We start from the raw sequence: 15,904 nt of genomic DNA on the forward strand, positions 1-15,904 counted from the left end.
CTGATTTTAATTTTATTGATCAAGAAAAGGAAGGTAGAGAGGGAAAGAATAGCAGGACAAGGACAAGGGGGTTTGTCCGGCCTGATAGAAGAAAGCCAAGAGGGCAGACTCCGCGGATAATTTTTTATGAGGTACTCTAAATATATAGAAACGAGTACTTCTATTTTTTTTACTTAAAATTTATAAAACTTATGTTAAGATGTTAATATACTAAAATGTTAATATGCTAAAATGTTAGTATGAAAAAATACTTTATTATCACATATGGTTGCCAAATGAATCATTCTGATAGCGAAAGGATCGCGACTGTTTTGGAAAGAACCGGCTATCTTCAGGCTTCAAAAATAGAAGAGGCTGATTTAATTGTGGTCAACATGTGCTCTATCCGACAATCGGCAGTTGACCGGCTATATGGTAAAATAAATTATTTTTCCAAATTATCCGCCCGCGGAGGAAAGATTATTGCCACCGGCTGTATTTTAAAAAAAGACAAAGAAAAATTAAAGAAAAAGTTTGGTTCAATTTTGGATATCAAGGATTTTAAAAACGGTCTAAATGTCAAACCAAAACAAAAAAGCGCTTTCAGCGCCCTTGTTCCCATTGCCAGCGGATGCAATAATTTCTGCTCTTATTGCGCCGTTCCCTACACGCGTGGACGGGAGAAATCAAGAGACTATAAAGAAATAATAAAAGAAATTAAAAACGCTGTTGCCGGTGGGGCAAAAGAAATATGGCTATTGGGACAAAACGTGAATTCTTACAAATCTAAAAACATTAATTTTGCCAAGCTATTGAGAATGGTTAATAAAATTCCCGGAAATTTTTGGATCAGATTTACTTCCCCTCATCCCAAGGATTTCTCCGATGAAATAATTAAGGCTATGGCTGAATGTGAAAAAATGACCGAATACCTCAATTTTCCTGTCCAATCCGGAGATGATAAAATATTAAAAAAAATGAATCGGCCGTATACCGTTAAGCAATATAAAGATTTGGTCAAAAAAATCAGAGAAAAAATACCTGACATCGCCCTATCCACTGACGTCATCGTTGGATTTCCCGGAGAAACAAAAAAGCAATTCAATAATACAGCCAAGCTTTTCAAGGAAGTCTGTTTTGATATGGCTTACATATCCCAGTATTCGCCACGGCCGGGAACACCTGCCGCCAAACTTAAAAATGACATTTCTCTTGAAGAAAAAGGCAGAAGAGACAGGGTTCTGACTGAAATTCTCAAAAAAACTGCTTTTGAAAATAATAAAAAATATGAAGGCAGGGAGGTTGAGGTTTTGGTTGAGAAAGAGAAAGACGGATTTCTGTTCGGGAAAACCCGCGCCTATAAAACAGTTAAGCTACAATGGAAACCCGCCTACGCCCATACGGGCTTCGGCGAGGCAAGGAAAAAAATTGGAGAATTCGTCAAAGCGAAAATTGCCGAAACGCTGATATGGGGATTAAACGGAGAGCTTCTGCCAAAATTGATCGTTATCGTCGGACAAACCGCTTCCGGAAAAAGCAAAATGGCCGTAGAATTAGCCAAAAAACTTAACGGGGAAATTATTTCAGCCGACTCCAGACAAATCTACAAGGAAATGAACATCGGCACGGCTAAAATATCCAAAAAAGAAATGAAGGGCGTCCCCCATCATCTTTTAAACATAGTTTCTCCTGATGAAAATTTCACTGTCGCTCAATACGAAAAACTGGCTGTAGATAAAATAAGAGAAATATACAATAATGGAAAAATCCCAATACTGGTCGGGGGGACGGGATTTTACATTCAATCAATAGTGGACGGAATTACCATCCCTAAGGTTGCCCCTGATTGTAAATTAAGAGAAAAATACAATAAAAAATCCGTGGACGAGCTTTTTAAAATACTCAAAAAAATAGACCCTCAAAGAGCCGAGACTATTGAAAGAAAAAATCCTCAACGGCTTATTCGGGCGATTGAAATTGTCTTAAAGACAAAAAAACCTGTCCCTCTTCTTAAGAAAAACAAGCGGTTTGATTGTCTGATAATTGGGACGGAAGCGCCTAAAAATTGCCTGAAAAAAAGAATATCCGAAAGGGTAGACGCAATGATCAGGCGAGGCTTAAAAAAAGAAGCTGATGGATTGGCTGATAAATACGGCTTTGAGATTCCCTCTATGAGAACGATTGGCTATCAGGAGTGGTCCTCCTGTGTTAAAACTACGGAAGATAAACAAAAAGTTAGAGATATTATCAAGTCTCACACTCTCCAATACGCTAAACGCCAGATGACTTGGTTTAAAAGAGATAAAAGAATTAATTGGGTCAAAAATGAGAAAGAGGCGTTCGCATCAGCGAAAAAATTCTTAGCTACCGGCTAAATTATCTCTCAATAACTTTCTAACAATATCCGGATTTGCTTTCCCCTTTGTTTTCTCCATCAACTTTCCGATCATAAATTGAACGGAAGCTTCTTTCCCTTTCTTAAAATCCTCTACAGCCTTCTGATTTTCTGAAATCACTTCCTTGACGATGCTATTCAAATCCCCCTCATCAGTAATCTGAACCAACCCTTTCTCCTTTATGATGAGAGAGGGATTTTTCCCCGTTTCAAACATTTCCTCCAGAATAACCTTGGCAATCGTTGAAGAAATTCTTCCATCTTCAACTGAAAGGATGACCTCGGCAAAATTTTCCGGCGAAGCTTTAAAATCCTTTCCTTCAGTTGACTTAACCGATGAAGACTTATTGAAAAACGACTGCAAGACAGTGATTATGTAATTAGAGGCAAGTTTAATAAAGTTTTTGTCTTCTCTATTCTTTACGGTAGAAACAACTTTTTCAAAATAATCGCCCAAGGATTTATTTGCCACCAAAACTTCAGCAATTTTTTCATCCAAAAAGTAATCTCTCTTAAATCTTTCCCCTCTTTGACTCGGCAATTCCGGCAATTCAGCTTTAATTTCATTAATCAGTTCGGAACTGATTTCCATAGGAGGCAGGTCCGGTTCAGGGAAATAGCGGTAGTCATGAGCCCCTTCTTTTTCCCTCTGACTGAATGTTTTCCCCTTAACTTCGTCCCAACCCCTTGTTTCTTGAATAATTTTTCCGCCGGAAATTAAAACTTCTTCCTGTCTTTTAATTTCATAATCAATCCCCCTCTCCACCGATTTAAAAGAATTGAGATTTTTAATTTCAACTTTTGTGCCTAATTTTTTTAAATCCTTTGTTATGCTTATATTAGCCTCAACCCGCATCTGTCCCTTTTCCATATCAGCGTCAGAAACGCCTATGTATCTCAAAATCAATTGAAATTTTTCAGCAAATTCTCTTGCCTCCTTGGCTGAAGTTATCACCGGTTCAGTTACCAGCTCCATCAAGGGTATTCCGGCCCGATTAAAATCAACCAAAGAATACTCCTGGCCGGCGGAATGAGCCAGCTTGCCGGTGTCCTCTTCCAGATGAATTCTGGTTATCTCAATATTCTTTTCACCAACTTTTAAAACTCCTTTCAAGCACAAAGGCTTGTCGTATTGGCTGATCTGATATCCTTTCGGCAAGTCAGGGTAAAAATAATTTTTTCGGTCAAATTTAGAATCTTCTAAAATTTGGCAGTCCACGGCGAGTCCCGTTTTAATTACTTTTCTGACCGCCTCCTTGTTTATAACCGGAAGCGTGCCGGGATGACCCATGCAGACGGGGCAGATATTAACATTGGGCCCGCCTGCATCGCTATGCGAAGCATTGCGGGCAGGATTTTTCTCGTCCGGATCATTCAAACAACCGCAAAACATTTTCGTTTTGGTCTTCAGTTCAGTATGTATTTCTAATCCGATCACCGGAAAATATCCCATAACATTTCTCAATTTTTAATAACAATAAAATCACATTTCGGAAAGTCCGCTCTCAAACGCTTCTTGAAGCGCTGATGAAATAATATCTTCCAATAAAGAATAATCCCGCTTATCAGCCGATTGCATTGCGTCAACATAACGTTTTCTATCTTCTTCCGTTTCAACTTTAATTTCCAGAAGTGGAAGTCCTAATTTCAAAAATATAAAATTAGTTATAAGGCGAGCCGTTCTTCCGTTATAATCGTTAAAAGGATGAATCCAGACAAACTGATGCTGAGCCCAAGCAATTAAAGATATTACTTCTTTGAGATATTTATTCACTTCTGATTTCGGCGAAATATGCTTCAAACGTTCATTCAAATCATCGCAAAATTGCCTTATCAGAATCGGCACATTGTAAAACTTCGGCGGATGATAATCGGAAACTTCTACTTCAATTTTCCTAAACTCGCCAGCCGATTTCGGAAAAATCCACGCAAAACATTTTTTATGAATGGCCAAAATCAATTCGGAGGAAATCAAAGAATCCTTTTTAATTAAACCCTTGATAAATTTCAGACCCCTCTCTACTCCTTCCGCTTCCAAACGCGCTAATTCAGCGCGCGGAATAATTCCGAATTTTGTTTCCCTGAAACTGGTGGCGTCTTTTGGCCTCGTAGAATCTTTCTTTTTTGACGCTAGAAAGCTTTAAAAAATTATACAAAAGAAAAGCCCTCACAAGTTCTTTGCATTTTTGCGATTTATCAATTTTTTTAACATTACAATTCCTCATTTTTTTTAATTCTATCAACTCTTCTTTGAAAAATCAATTACGCGCATATGCGCCGCAATTGAGCAAAAAAGGAAATAAGGATGTGTTGATGTCTGACGTCAACATCTCGCTTGATGCCACGATTTGTGATTTCAAGCTAACGCCCCTCCCCAACGCCTCACCGCAAATAATTCAAAGGGAGCTTAGCTCCTTTTGTTAGATTTGGGTTTCTTTTTTGTCTGTGGCCACCCTGCCTCCCTGCCACTGCCCGCGATAAAGATTTGCCTCCCCTTTTACCTCGTAAAACATTGCATGAGCCACTCTGGCTCCCATCTCAATCTCCACTTCGCAGGGACCGAGATTAGCGATGCCAAAGGTTAATTCTCCGCAATAACCGGGTGAAGCGTTGCCTGTAAAAATCATCAAGCCGGAGCGGAAAAGGGTTGTCCTTGGACGGAAAAGAATCAAAATATCTTCCGGCGTATTAACTTTTTCTATAGTTTTCATTAAATAATATTTCCCGGGTTTAAAAACAAAGCTTGAAGGTTTTCCGGAATCGTATTTAGCTAAAGATTTTATTTCCGGCGTCTTTCTCTCTTCTACCCCCAGAAAACCTGCTCCTTCCAATTCATATATCTCCCCTATCCGCAAATCAAAACCAGCCCCTTCGGGATTATTCAATTCCCTCTCGCAGAGACCTTCCACTAATTTCTTTTCCTTTACCAATTTATGAAGTTCCTTTATCCCCAATATCATATTTTAACAATATTTTATTTTTTGGAATTGTTTCCTGAATTTAACTACTTGTTTTCTTATTGACTCGGGATTTTCTTTATCTAAAACAACCCCCTTAATAAATCCGGCGATTTTTTTCATTTCCCTTTCCTTCATTCCATATCTTGTCATTTCCTGAGCCCCTAAACGGACTCCCCTCGGATTTTCAATATCAACTTTTCCAACGACGATAATATTCTTATTAGATATAATATTAGCTTTCTCCAATTCTCCGGCGACAAAATCACCTCCTCCTTGACTCTCAACATCCAAGCTTACTTGATGGCTATTGGTAAATCCCCCTTTCTTCCCTCTAACGCTGAATCCCAATTTATCAAGTTCTGAGGCCAAGGCCTTAGCGTTCTTTATTATCTGCGCCCCGTAGTTTTTGCCGTATTTTTCCATTTCTTTAAGGGCGACATATAGGGCAGGCACCCGGTGAAGATGATGATTGGAGGAAAATCCGGGGAAAACTTTTTTCTGGATTTTTTTCTGCAATTCTTCGTCAATATTCCCGATAATTATTCCTCCTTGAGGGCCGGGGAAAGTTTTATGGGTTGATGAAGTGATGATATCAGCGCCTTCAGCTAAAGGATTTTGAAAACATCCGGCGATGATAAGGCCGAAAACATGCGCGGCATCATAAACTATTTTAGCGCCGATTTTATCGCACTCTTTTCTTAATTCTTTTATGGGTTGGGGAAATAAAATAACTGAACCGCCCAGAACTATGAATTTAGGTTTTATTTCCGAAATCATTGCCTTGGCTTTTTCCAAGTCCATACCCAATCCTTCTTGATCAAAGGGAAAATGAGAAACATTCAGTCCCAACATTCCGGCCGCGCCGACTTTTTCGTGAGAAACGTGAGAGCCTCCGGCAATACCGAGAGTAATAATATTATCCCCTCTTTCGGCGAGCGCGGAAAAAACAGCTAGATTAGCTATTGTTCCGGAAATGGGGCGGATATCAACGAAATTGGCTTTAAATTGCTTTTTAAATTCTTCTATGGTCGCTTCCTCTATCGGGTCAACATATTTTAATCCTCTATAATATCTTTTATAAGGCAATCCCTCAGCATACCGATGCATCAGGTCAGAACAATAACATTTCTCGGCTAAGGGAGACATTACGTTCTCGGAAGCGATTAAATTAATACACTCCTTTCTCCATTTATTGTGTTTTTGCAGAAGAGTTAAAACTTTGTCCATAGAATTAGTATTAAGTATTAAGTATAATGCTTTACCAGCCGAATTCGCTATAAATTATACCACCTAAAATGCATTTTAATGCTTGCCTTGAATGGGGCATAAAGTTTTTAGGCAATTCATCCAAGCTAAACCATTTTAAATCATCGCATTTATTGGGCTCCATTATTTTAGGCTCGCTTTTCCAATTGTTAATTCTAAAATAAATCTCTATTCTTTCTTGATCAGATTGCTTTTTGTGAATTACATGAATCAACTCCAAATCTTTCGGCTCTATATCTATACCAACCTCTTCCTTCACCTCCCTGAAGACTGCCTCACTGAAAGTTTCGCCACTATCAACGTGTCCGGCGGGAAAATCATACTCGCCATCGTGAAACCCCGTATTAAATCTTCTTAAGAGCAGAATGCTATTATTTCTAATCAACACCAAGTATACAGCCGGCGTTATTTTAAACCTCTCCATATTTATAATTTATATTGAAAATTGAAAATTAAAAATTTACGACTATAATTCTCCTAAGGTGGTTTGGAATTTTGATTCCAGGTCTTTCATCATTTCTTTATGGAATTGCTCATCATAATCTTTAGTTAAGGCCTTTATCGCCCCGCAGCATTTATTTTCCAGACAAAATCCGGCCGCAAAGCACTTTGGAGCAATATGTTCAGCCAGCCATCCCAATTTCTTTTTTTTCAGTAAATTCTTAATGGCTATCACCTCTTTGAGACTCAATCTCCTCAACTCTTCCTCAACCGTAGAACAAGTTCTCAAGGGATAATAACCGGCAATTAAGTTGAAAAGATTATAATCCTGAACAACGTCTATTCTCAAACCCCTTGGAATAACAAATATGGCATCTCGCTCCCTTACTCCCATGGAGATCAAACGAGAATAAACTTCCAAAGAATCTAATGCTCTTCCCAAATATCCACATAAGAACTCTTTATTATTCCTGACACTTGGCGGTATGGAAAATACCGAATTAAGGGCATCAATCATTTTCGGGCTGACTTTTTTGTCCTTAATGCTTGTTTTATATTTATTGAAAACTTTAACTGCCCGTTCAGCGCAATAATAGACCGACTCCACAACCATAGGAACCGTCCTGTGCCTTTTCTTATCGCCCCAAACCCTCCAGGCAACCGAAGAAAACATCTTGATATTGGCCGATAGTCCATAGTCCCTCGCTATCTGTTGGCGTTTCTCAAGCAATCCCATCCATTTGTCTTTGAATGTTGTTCTGTCCTTAACAGCCTCCTCAATTTCCTTTTTTAATCCGTCTAATCTTTTTTTCAAGGCCGGCGTAACAACAAAATCGCTGGATACAATTTGAAAATCTTCTTTACTCTTCTTCTTTTTGGCGATGTCTCTGACCAAACTTATTTCTTTCGGATCTCTAAAAATACTGGGGAACGGATAAGTGTTTCTCGGAGCAACCACTCTCGTAGCATATAAAAGATCAACGCCAAATTTCTTTAACTCTTTTCCCACTTCCTTAAGCACCATTCCGATTTCTTCAGGCATCCATTCTTTTTCAACTTCGTATTCCCTTTTCAGGGAAACAATTGATTCTATCGGCAATTGAATTATTCCTGTGCCGTAAATTCCGTATTGAAGTATCTTGCTGGCCTCGTCTTTTTGAACGCCTTGTCCTAAAAGCCAATTGAGGATATTTATATTTTTCTCCGAGGCTATTCTGTAGATTTCAGACGCCTTCTCGTTTTCTGATATGGATGAAGGGTAGACAATGTCATTAATTGTCGTATCGGTTCTTCTTCCTGACGCCATTATAGCTGAAGCAAAAACTATGCCGGTTAATCCGGAGTCAAGAAATTTACTCGCCTCGTAGGAAAAAGACAATACCGGAGTCGTGGACATTGAGGCGTGGCCTATCAAAGACGACTTCCTTAAAATGTTTTTTATTTTATCGTTAAGATTTTCACCTTTATCTGTTATTTCTTTCAGGACATTTTCAATTGATTTTCCGCTAAAAGTAAGGAGTCCGGAAAGAGCGACTATTTCTTGAGGATTTAAAACCCCTGTCTCGTCTTTAAAAACAGGGATGATTCCCAAAAATTTGATTTTAAGATTAGAAGTTGATAAAGACATAGGTTTAGGATTTAGGTTCTTCGCTTAATCTGCTTCCGACAGCTCCTTGCTGTCCGGCGTACTTATGATCTTTCTGCTTCGTATAAATGATTTCAGCCGGACTGGAAAGGGTTTCAAAAGTCATGGCGCAGATTCTCATTCCCGGATACAGAATAATTGGCCTAACGCTCATATTTCCGAATTCCATTACCGCTTTTCCGTGCCATCCTGGATCAAACCTGGCCGCGGTTGAATGGACAACCAGTCCTATCCTCCCCAACGAAGATCTTCCGTCCAAGCGTCCCATTAAGCTATCAGGCAAAATTATATTTTCTTTAGTAACGGCAATGACAAATTCCCTCGGCTGAATTATAAACGGGCAATCATCTTCTATAAAAAATTCTTCCATTGATTCTTCTGAACTTTTACTTTTCCTTACATCAATAAATGAATAATTTGAAGGCTTGAAAATTCTGAATTCGTTCCCCAGATGCATATCCAGAGAACAAGGTCCTAATTGTTTTTCAAAATCAGGAGAAGGTTCTATTTTTATTTTCCCCTCTTCTATATATTTTTTTATATCGAGATCAGATAGAATCATATTCCTTAATTATTAATTATTGTATTTCTATGCCCATGTTCTTGGCTGTGCCCTCAATAGTCTTCATCGCCTGTTCAATGTTATCAGTGTTTAAGTCAGGCATTTTTTGAAGGGCAACTTTCCTAACCTGCTCTTTCGTCATCTTAGCAACCTTCTTCTTATTAGGAGCGCCGGAACCCTTCTCTATACCAATTTCTTTCTTAATGAGCTGAGAGGCAGGTGGCTGCTTCAAAATAAAACTATAAGTCCTATCAGTGAAAACAGTAATCTCCACCGGAATTTTAAATCCAGAGGAAGCTTTTGTAGCCTCGTTAAATTTTTGAATAAACTCGCCGATATTTACCCCATGTTGAGCCAATGCCGGACCAACAGGAGGAGCCGGAGTGGCGCTGCCTGCCGGTATCTGAAGTTTTATAATTGCTTTTATTGCTTTTGCCATATATTTTATACTTTTCTTAATTGTAATGAATCTAATTCAACCGGCGTATCTCTTCCAAACATATTGACCAAAACTTTTACCTTTCCTTTTTCTCGATCAACTTCCGAAACCTTGCCGTCAAAATCACTGAATGGCCCATCGGTAATTTTTACTGCGTCCCCTACATTAACCTCTATCTTATACTTAGGCGTATCAACACCCATTCTCTTCTGAAGAGTCTTTATCTCCTCAAGAGAAACAGGTATTGGAGTCGTTCCTGAACCGACAAAACCGGTCACATTGGGAGTATTCCTAACGACATACCAGGAATCATCAGTAACAATCATTTCCACCAAAACATAGCCCGGATATATTTTTTCTTCAATCATCTTTCTCTTGCCGTTCTTTATTTTAATTTTCTTTTCTCTCGGAACTATGACATTAAAAATTTTATCATCCATTCCCAGGGAATCAACTCTTTGCTGTAGATTTTTCGCCACAGCGTCTTCATATCCGGAATAAGTGTGGATGACATACCAATTTTTTTCTTGTGGTAATTTTTGTTTTGACATGATTCTATTTAATTAAAAACTTATCAAGCAAGAAGCCGAATAGCTTATCAAGCCCCCCTAAAAAAGCGGCTACCGCCACAGAAACGCAGATAACAATCATTGTGTATCTGAAAGTCTCCTGGCGAGACGGCCAATTGACTTTTTTTAATTCAACCTTTACTTCTTTCAAAAAATTAACTAATCTGTTAAAAATATTCATACTTTCTTTAAATTAACGTTATTTAAAAAGCCCCTTTGGGCTTCTTTCCCATGTTATCAAAACGAATTTCCCTTGTCAATTTTCCTCCAACTCCTATATGTCAAGATTCTTGACTCTCTTAGCGTGGGTCTGGATAAACTTCTTACGCGGGGAAACCTCTGAACCCATCAATGTGTCAAAAATCTCATCTGTTTCTTTGCCGTCATCAATATGGACTTGAAGCAAAACCCTGTGTTCGGGATTCATAGTCGTCTCCCATAATTCCTCCGCATTCATTTCTCCCAAACCTTTATATCTCTGAATATCAATGCCGGTTGTTTTTTCCATACCCTTAAAAATCGCTATTTGCTGATCTTCGGTATAAGCGTATTTAATATCTTTTCCTGATTTAATTTTATATAACGGTGGCTGGGCGATATAGACATATCCTTTTTCAAGAATTGGCTTGAAATGGCGGTAAAAGAAAGTTAGAAGCAAGGCTCGGATATGGCTTCCGTCAGAATCAGCGTCGCACATTATAATTATTCTGTGATATCTTAATCGTTCTATATCAAAATCATCGCCAATAGCAGTTCCCAAAGCGATAACTAAATTCCTGATTTCTTTTGATGCCAAAACTTTGTCCAAACGGGCTCTTTCTACGTTCAAAACCTTTCCTCTCAAAGGTAATATGGCCTGAAAATGCCTATCCCTAGCCTGTTTACTTGAGCCTCCGGCAGAATCTCCTTCCACCAGATAAAGTTCTGATTCCTCCGGCTTCCTTGAAGTACAATCTGCTAATTTTCCCGGTAAAGCCAATCCCCTTAAAGCCCCTTTTCTTAAGACCGTTTCTTTAGCTACTCGAGCCACATTTCTTGCTCGCTGGGAAAGGGCGCATTTTTCTATAATCGCTTTAGCGTCGTTGGGATTTCTTTCAAGAAAATCGGTTAATGTTTCCCCGACAACTGACTCAACCGCTGTCCTCGCTTCCGGATTTCCAAGTTTTCCCTTGGTCTGTCCTTCAAATTGCGGTTCTCTTATCTTTACCGAAATAACAGCTGTTAATCCCTCCCTTATGTCTTCTCCTGTCAGATTGGGGTCTTTTTCTTTGAGAAGATTATTCTTTCTAGCATAATCATTAAATACCCTGGTTAAAGTAGCTCTAAATCCGGTCAAATGAGTCCCTCCCTCTATAGTGTTGATGTTGTTGGCAAAACTCTCTTCGTAACATTCAAATTCTTCAGTATAGCGGAAAGCTGATTCAACAAAAATATTACTCTTCTCTCCTGAACAATAAAAAATATTTTCGTGGCGAGCCGGAGTTTTTCCCGTCAGATATTTAACATAAGATTCAACCCCTCCTTCAAAGTAAAAAGTATAAGAGGCTTCCGGTTTTTCTCTTTTATCGCGAACATCAATCCTTATCCCTTTGGTCAGATAAGCCTGCTGGCGAAGATGCTTTAATATCTTTTTAAGATTAAATTCTATTTCGGGAAAAATTTCCTGATCAGGCTCAAAAATGATTACCGTTCCTGTTTCCCGGGAAGTCCCTATCTTTTGAACAGCTGTTTTCACTTTTCCCTTAACATATTCTTGGGCAACTTTAATTCCGTCTCTGCTGATTTCCGCCCTTAAATATTTGGAAAGGGCGCAGACGACAGAAAGTCCGACTCCGTGCAGTCCGCCGGAAACCTTATAAGCCTCTCCGCCGAATTTTCCTCCGGCATGGAGAGTAGTCATAACTGTTTCCAAAGACGATTTCTTTGTTTGAGCATGTTTTTCTATCGGAATTCCCCTGCCATTATCTTCGCACCTTACCCTATTATCAGGTAGAAGCTCAACGCTGATCTTATTACAAAAACCGGCCATAGCCTCATCCAAGGAGTTATCAAAAATCTCCCATATCAGATGGTGCAATCCCTCCGGCCCTGTTGAACCAATATACATTCCCGGCCTCTTTCTTACCGGTTCAAGCCCCTCAAGAACATAAATGTCCTTGGCGCCGTAATCAGATTTTTTTGCTTTTATATCTTTTTCCATAAAATTAAATATTTACTTTCTCACTTCCCAACCTGCCTCTACTTCCAATCCCTTAACTATTTTAGCATGAATTTCGTCAATTTCCTCTGGGGATAAAGTCCTGTCGCCGGATTGATAAATTATATGGAAAGCAAGATTCTTTTTCCCTTGAGATATATTATCGCCTTCAAAAATATCAAACAAATCAATCTCTTTGGTGACAACACCCCCAAATTGCTTCATCTTGGCAATAACTTCCGCTATTTTTGTTTTTACAGGCACAAGAACAGCCAGATCCCTCATTGCTGAAGGAAAACGGGATATGGGACAATAATTATTCTCTTCTGAAGACAATTTTTGAAGCGCCTCAAAATCAAGAGTGAAAATTGTTAATGGTCGGGAAATTTTCAGCGCTTTTAAAATTCTCGGCAAAAAACCGCCTAAACAACCGACTGCGCTTTGATTAACATTAATTCTTGCTCCGTTTTCAAACTCCTCATAAGACGCGCCGGCTATGCCCAATTTCTTTAAAAGCAAATTAACAACCCCTTTCATTTCGCAAAACCTCTCCCCCGTCATCATCGCGGTTAATATCCTTTCTTCCGTTATTTTACATTTTTCGTTTTTAGTTTTAATTTTTCTGAATACTTTCCCTAATTCAAAAATATTAATTTCATCAAAATTATTCTGATTAGTCTTGATATTTTTCAATAAACTCACCTCTAAAATAGGCCTCAAATATTTTTGCTCGGAGCTCAATGGATTTTCTATTTCCGTCAAATCGGCAGAATTAAATCCGAATAAATCTTTCTCGTCTTCGCTGATAAATGAATAATTAAAAACTTCGGAAAATCCGATTTCCTTCAAAATATCCTTAGCCCTATCTTCCCAAAAAATATTTTCATTCCTTTCTTCCGGTTTTAAATAAACCATCGGCGCCTGAATGGAAATTTTCTCAAATCCGTAAAATCTCCCCGCCTCCTCCGCCAAATCTTCTTGAATTTTTAAATCCTGCCTGAATGTCGGAACCTTGAACAAAACAGAATCCTTATTTTTTTTAACAACCGCTAAATTCAAATTCTCTAAAATTTTAATGATCCTCTCTTCGGTTATTTCAACTCCGAGTATCTTGCCGACTTTCTCAATGTCTAATTTTATCCGCCAAGGATTAACGGGCTTAGGATAAAAATCAATTCCCCCTGTCACCTTCCCACCGGCCAAATCTTGAATCAAGTTAACTGCTTTCCCTATCGCCTCCATTGTCAGATTAGGGTCTAATCCGTGCTCAAAACGAAGAGAAGCGTCTGTCCTTAACCCCAAACTTCTTGAGCCCTTCCTGATGGCTAAACGGTCAAAATTAGCCGATTCTATTAAAATGTTCTTGCTTCCCGAACCGACTTCTGCTTTTTTACCACCCTTGATTCCGGCGATAGCCAATGGCTCTTCTTCGTCAGCAATAACCAAAATACTTTCATTCAACTTATATTCTTTATCATCTAGTGTAGTTATTTTCTCATTAGCTTTCGCTCGTCTTACGATAATTTTTTTTAGAACTTTGAACTTTGAACTTTGAACTTTGAAATTCACGTCTGAGACTTTGTCAAAGTCGAAGACGTGTAAGGGTTGTCCTGTTTCCAGCATCACATAATTTACAGCATCAACCACGCTGTTTATGGAATTGATTCCGCAAAACTGCAATCTTTCTTTTATTTTTATCGGCGACTCCCCTACCTTAACATTTTCCAATAAAATAGCTGTATAGCGCCGGCAAAGATTTTTCTCCTCAACAACAACCTTAAATTTTCCGCCTTTGCCGCGCCGTAGTCCCGCTTTCAGCGGGACGAAGGCGGGTAGCTTTTTCCCCAAGGCAACTGCTAATTCTCCGGCGATTCCCAAATGACTGAAGCAATCAGCTCTATTGGACAAAACCTTAACATCCAAAACCCAATCATTTCCATTTTTTTTGATTTCTTCTACTTCAAAGCTGTGCTTGATCAATAAATCAGCCGTTTTTTGCGGATCAGGCAACCCCTTCACGTATTTTTTTAACCAATTATATGAAAACAACATATTCTAAAATTGTTTTAGGAATCTTAGGTCGCCGGAATTGAACCAGCGGACATCATCAATTTTATATTTCATCATCACCAATCTGTCCAAGCCGAAGCCAAAAGCAAATCCCGTCCATAGCTTAGAATTCACTCCGGCATTTTTCAAAACATTAGGATGAACCATGCCTGCGCCCATCATTTCTATCCATCCTGTTTGCTTGCAGACTCGGCACCCCTTTCCTCCGCAAATTATACAAGAAAAATCAATTTCAAAACTCGGTTCAGTGAAAGGAAAAAAGCTAGGCCTTAAACGAATTTTTACTTCTCTCTTAAAAAACTTCTTCAGAAACTCCAAAATTACATATTTAAAATTAGCGACATTTATATCCTTATCAACCATTAAACCCTCAACCTGATGAAGTTGGAATTCATGAGAAGCGTCTGTGGCTTCGTTTCTATAAACTCTGCCGGGGATGATTATTCTTAAAGGTGGCTGATGCTCTTTCATATAGCGGATTTGAACCGGACTGGTATGAGGCCTTAAAAGCAATCTTTCGGGACTATCCGGATCTATTGCTTTATCGGATTTAATCCAGAAAGTGTCCCAGCCGTCTTTCGCCGGATGGTCCTTGGCGAAATTCAAAGCATCAAAGTTGTTCCATTGCGTCTCTATCTCCGGCCCGTCAGCGACATTAAAACCCATTGATTTAAAAATACCCTCCACTTCCCGGCGAACCAAAGTAATCGGATGCAAATGGCCTATTTCAATTTTTTTGCCGGGAATAGTGATGTCAAGCCATTCTTCTCCGCTCCCTCCATCTTCCTTCGCCTTAATCTCAACCGCTTTGCTTTTTAGAGCTTCTATCAAAAATGACCTCACTTCGTTCGCTTTCTTACCGACTTCAATTTTTTCTTCTCCGGCCAAATCCTTTAAGGAATGAAAAATCTGAACAAGCTCCCCCTGTTTTTTGTCTAAATATTTTTTCTCAATTTTTTTCAGCTCTTCAATCGCTCCGATTGAATTAATTTCTTCCCCTGCCTGTTTTTTTATTTCTTCAAGTTTCCCGATCATATTATACATTTTACCTCTTTCCCAATAAAAAATCTACTGCTTTTGGGAGCCACTGCTCCATTAAATCCGGCCTCTCCATTTGATGGTCTCCGCCCTTAACAATTATTTGATTGCTGAATTTGAAATTCAAACTTTCCCGCGGAACAGCAGGGTCTTTCTCTCCATGGATATGCAAAACCCTATCGTCCAATTCATTAAACTTTGAAGAAAAATCAATATCTTTCCCTAACAAAAAGTGATCTGCGCCGATATAATTTATTTTTGTCATTTTATCTTTTCTTTCGCAATCAGACAAAAACAATTTTTCCCATTCCATCCTTAATCTTCTCAATTTGACCAGCGAGGA

15 protein-coding genes and 1 pseudogene (1 of these 16 cut by a window edge) are annotated in these 15,904 nt (G+C 38.8%); 1 reads left to right on the top strand and 15 read right to left on the bottom strand.

The features are described 5' to 3' along the window. Positions 1-239 precede the first annotated feature (239 nt). Positions 240-2,354 (top strand): tRNA (adenosine(37)-N6)-dimethylallyltransferase MiaA, encoded by a 2,115-nt coding sequence (locus COS96_00660; GenBank protein PIU44106.1) that lies wholly within the window; start codon positions 240-242, stop codon positions 2,352-2,354. Here the strand turns inward: COS96_00660 and COS96_00665 are convergent. The 15 genes and pseudogenes from COS96_00665 to COS96_00735 form a co-directional block, all read right to left on the bottom strand. After that, on the bottom strand, positions 2,340-3,827 hold the full coding sequence (locus tag COS96_00665) for an Asp-tRNA(Asn)/Glu-tRNA(Gln) amidotransferase subunit GatB (protein ID PIU44107.1): 1,488 nt from the start codon (positions 3,825-3,827) through the stop codon (positions 2,340-2,342). The genes COS96_00660 and COS96_00665 overlap by 15 nt on opposite strands. 30 nt (positions 3,828-3,857) lie before the next feature. After that, positions 3,858-4,439, bottom strand: a complete 582-nt coding sequence (locus COS96_00670; protein PIU44108.1) for a hypothetical protein — start codon at positions 4,437-4,439, stop codon at positions 3,858-3,860. 355 nt (positions 4,440-4,794) lie between these two features. Continuing rightward, entirely contained in the window at positions 4,795-5,334 is a 540-nt protein-coding gene (locus COS96_00675; protein ID PIU44109.1) for a hypothetical protein, read from the bottom strand. Positions 5,335-5,337: 3 nt separating this feature from the next. Next, positions 5,338-6,561: a serine hydroxymethyltransferase gene (locus COS96_00680; protein ID PIU44110.1), complete on the bottom strand. Its 1,224-nt coding sequence runs from the start codon at positions 6,559-6,561 to the stop codon at positions 5,338-5,340. Positions 6,562-6,592: 31 nt separating this feature from the next. Then, positions 6,593-7,024, bottom strand: coding sequence for an NUDIX hydrolase (locus COS96_00685; GenBank protein ID PIU44111.1), 432 nt, complete (start codon positions 7,022-7,024; stop codon positions 6,593-6,595). 42 nt (positions 7,025-7,066) lie between these two features. Next, on the bottom strand, positions 7,067-8,668 hold the full coding sequence (locus tag COS96_00690) for a hypothetical protein (protein PIU44112.1): 1,602 nt from the start codon (positions 8,666-8,668) through the stop codon (positions 7,067-7,069). Between the two features lie 4 nt (positions 8,669-8,672). Then, entirely contained in the window at positions 8,673-9,248 is a 576-nt protein-coding gene (dcd, locus tag COS96_00695) for a dCTP deaminase (protein ID PIU44113.1), read from the bottom strand. Positions 9,249-9,264: 16 nt separating this feature from the next. Next, positions 9,265-9,687, bottom strand: a complete 423-nt coding sequence (gene rplK / locus COS96_00700) for a 50S ribosomal protein L11 (GenBank protein ID PIU44114.1) — start codon at positions 9,685-9,687, stop codon at positions 9,265-9,267. Positions 9,688-9,692: 5 nt separating this feature from the next. After that, positions 9,693-10,238 (bottom strand): transcription termination/antitermination protein NusG, encoded by a 546-nt coding sequence (locus tag COS96_00705; GenBank protein ID PIU44115.1) that lies wholly within the window; start codon positions 10,236-10,238, stop codon positions 9,693-9,695. 4 nt (positions 10,239-10,242) lie between these two features. After that, positions 10,243-10,437: a preprotein translocase subunit SecE gene (gene secE / locus COS96_00710; protein PIU44116.1), complete on the bottom strand. Its 195-nt coding sequence runs from the start codon at positions 10,435-10,437 to the stop codon at positions 10,243-10,245. A 93-nt stretch (positions 10,438-10,530) separates the two neighbouring features. Continuing rightward, entirely contained in the window at positions 10,531-12,456 is a 1,926-nt protein-coding gene (gene gyrB, locus COS96_00715; GenBank protein ID PIU44117.1) for a DNA topoisomerase (ATP-hydrolyzing) subunit B, read from the bottom strand. A 12-nt stretch (positions 12,457-12,468) separates the two neighbouring features. Next, positions 12,469-14,505 (bottom strand): phenylalanine--tRNA ligase subunit beta, encoded by a 2,037-nt coding sequence (gene pheT, locus COS96_00720; protein PIU44118.1) that lies wholly within the window; start codon positions 14,503-14,505, stop codon positions 12,469-12,471. 3 nt (positions 14,506-14,508) lie between these two features. Continuing rightward, positions 14,509-15,558, bottom strand: a complete 1,050-nt coding sequence (locus COS96_00725) for a phenylalanine--tRNA ligase subunit alpha (GenBank protein ID PIU44119.1) — start codon at positions 15,556-15,558, stop codon at positions 14,509-14,511. Positions 15,559-15,568: 10 nt separating this feature from the next. Beyond that, on the bottom strand, positions 15,569-15,874 hold the full coding sequence (locus COS96_00730) for a hypothetical protein (protein ID PIU44120.1): 306 nt from the start codon (positions 15,872-15,874) through the stop codon (positions 15,569-15,571). Then, a pseudogene (locus COS96_00735) lies at positions 15,846-15,904 on the bottom strand (hypothetical protein) (it continues 346 nt past the right edge of the window). The gene COS96_00730 and the pseudogene COS96_00735 overlap by 29 nt, the downstream one beginning before the upstream one ends.

It is taken from the genome of Candidatus Nealsonbacteria bacterium CG07_land_8_20_14_0_80_39_13, from assembly GCA_002779355.1.
GTDB lineage: Bacteria > Patescibacteriota > Minisyncoccia > Minisyncoccales.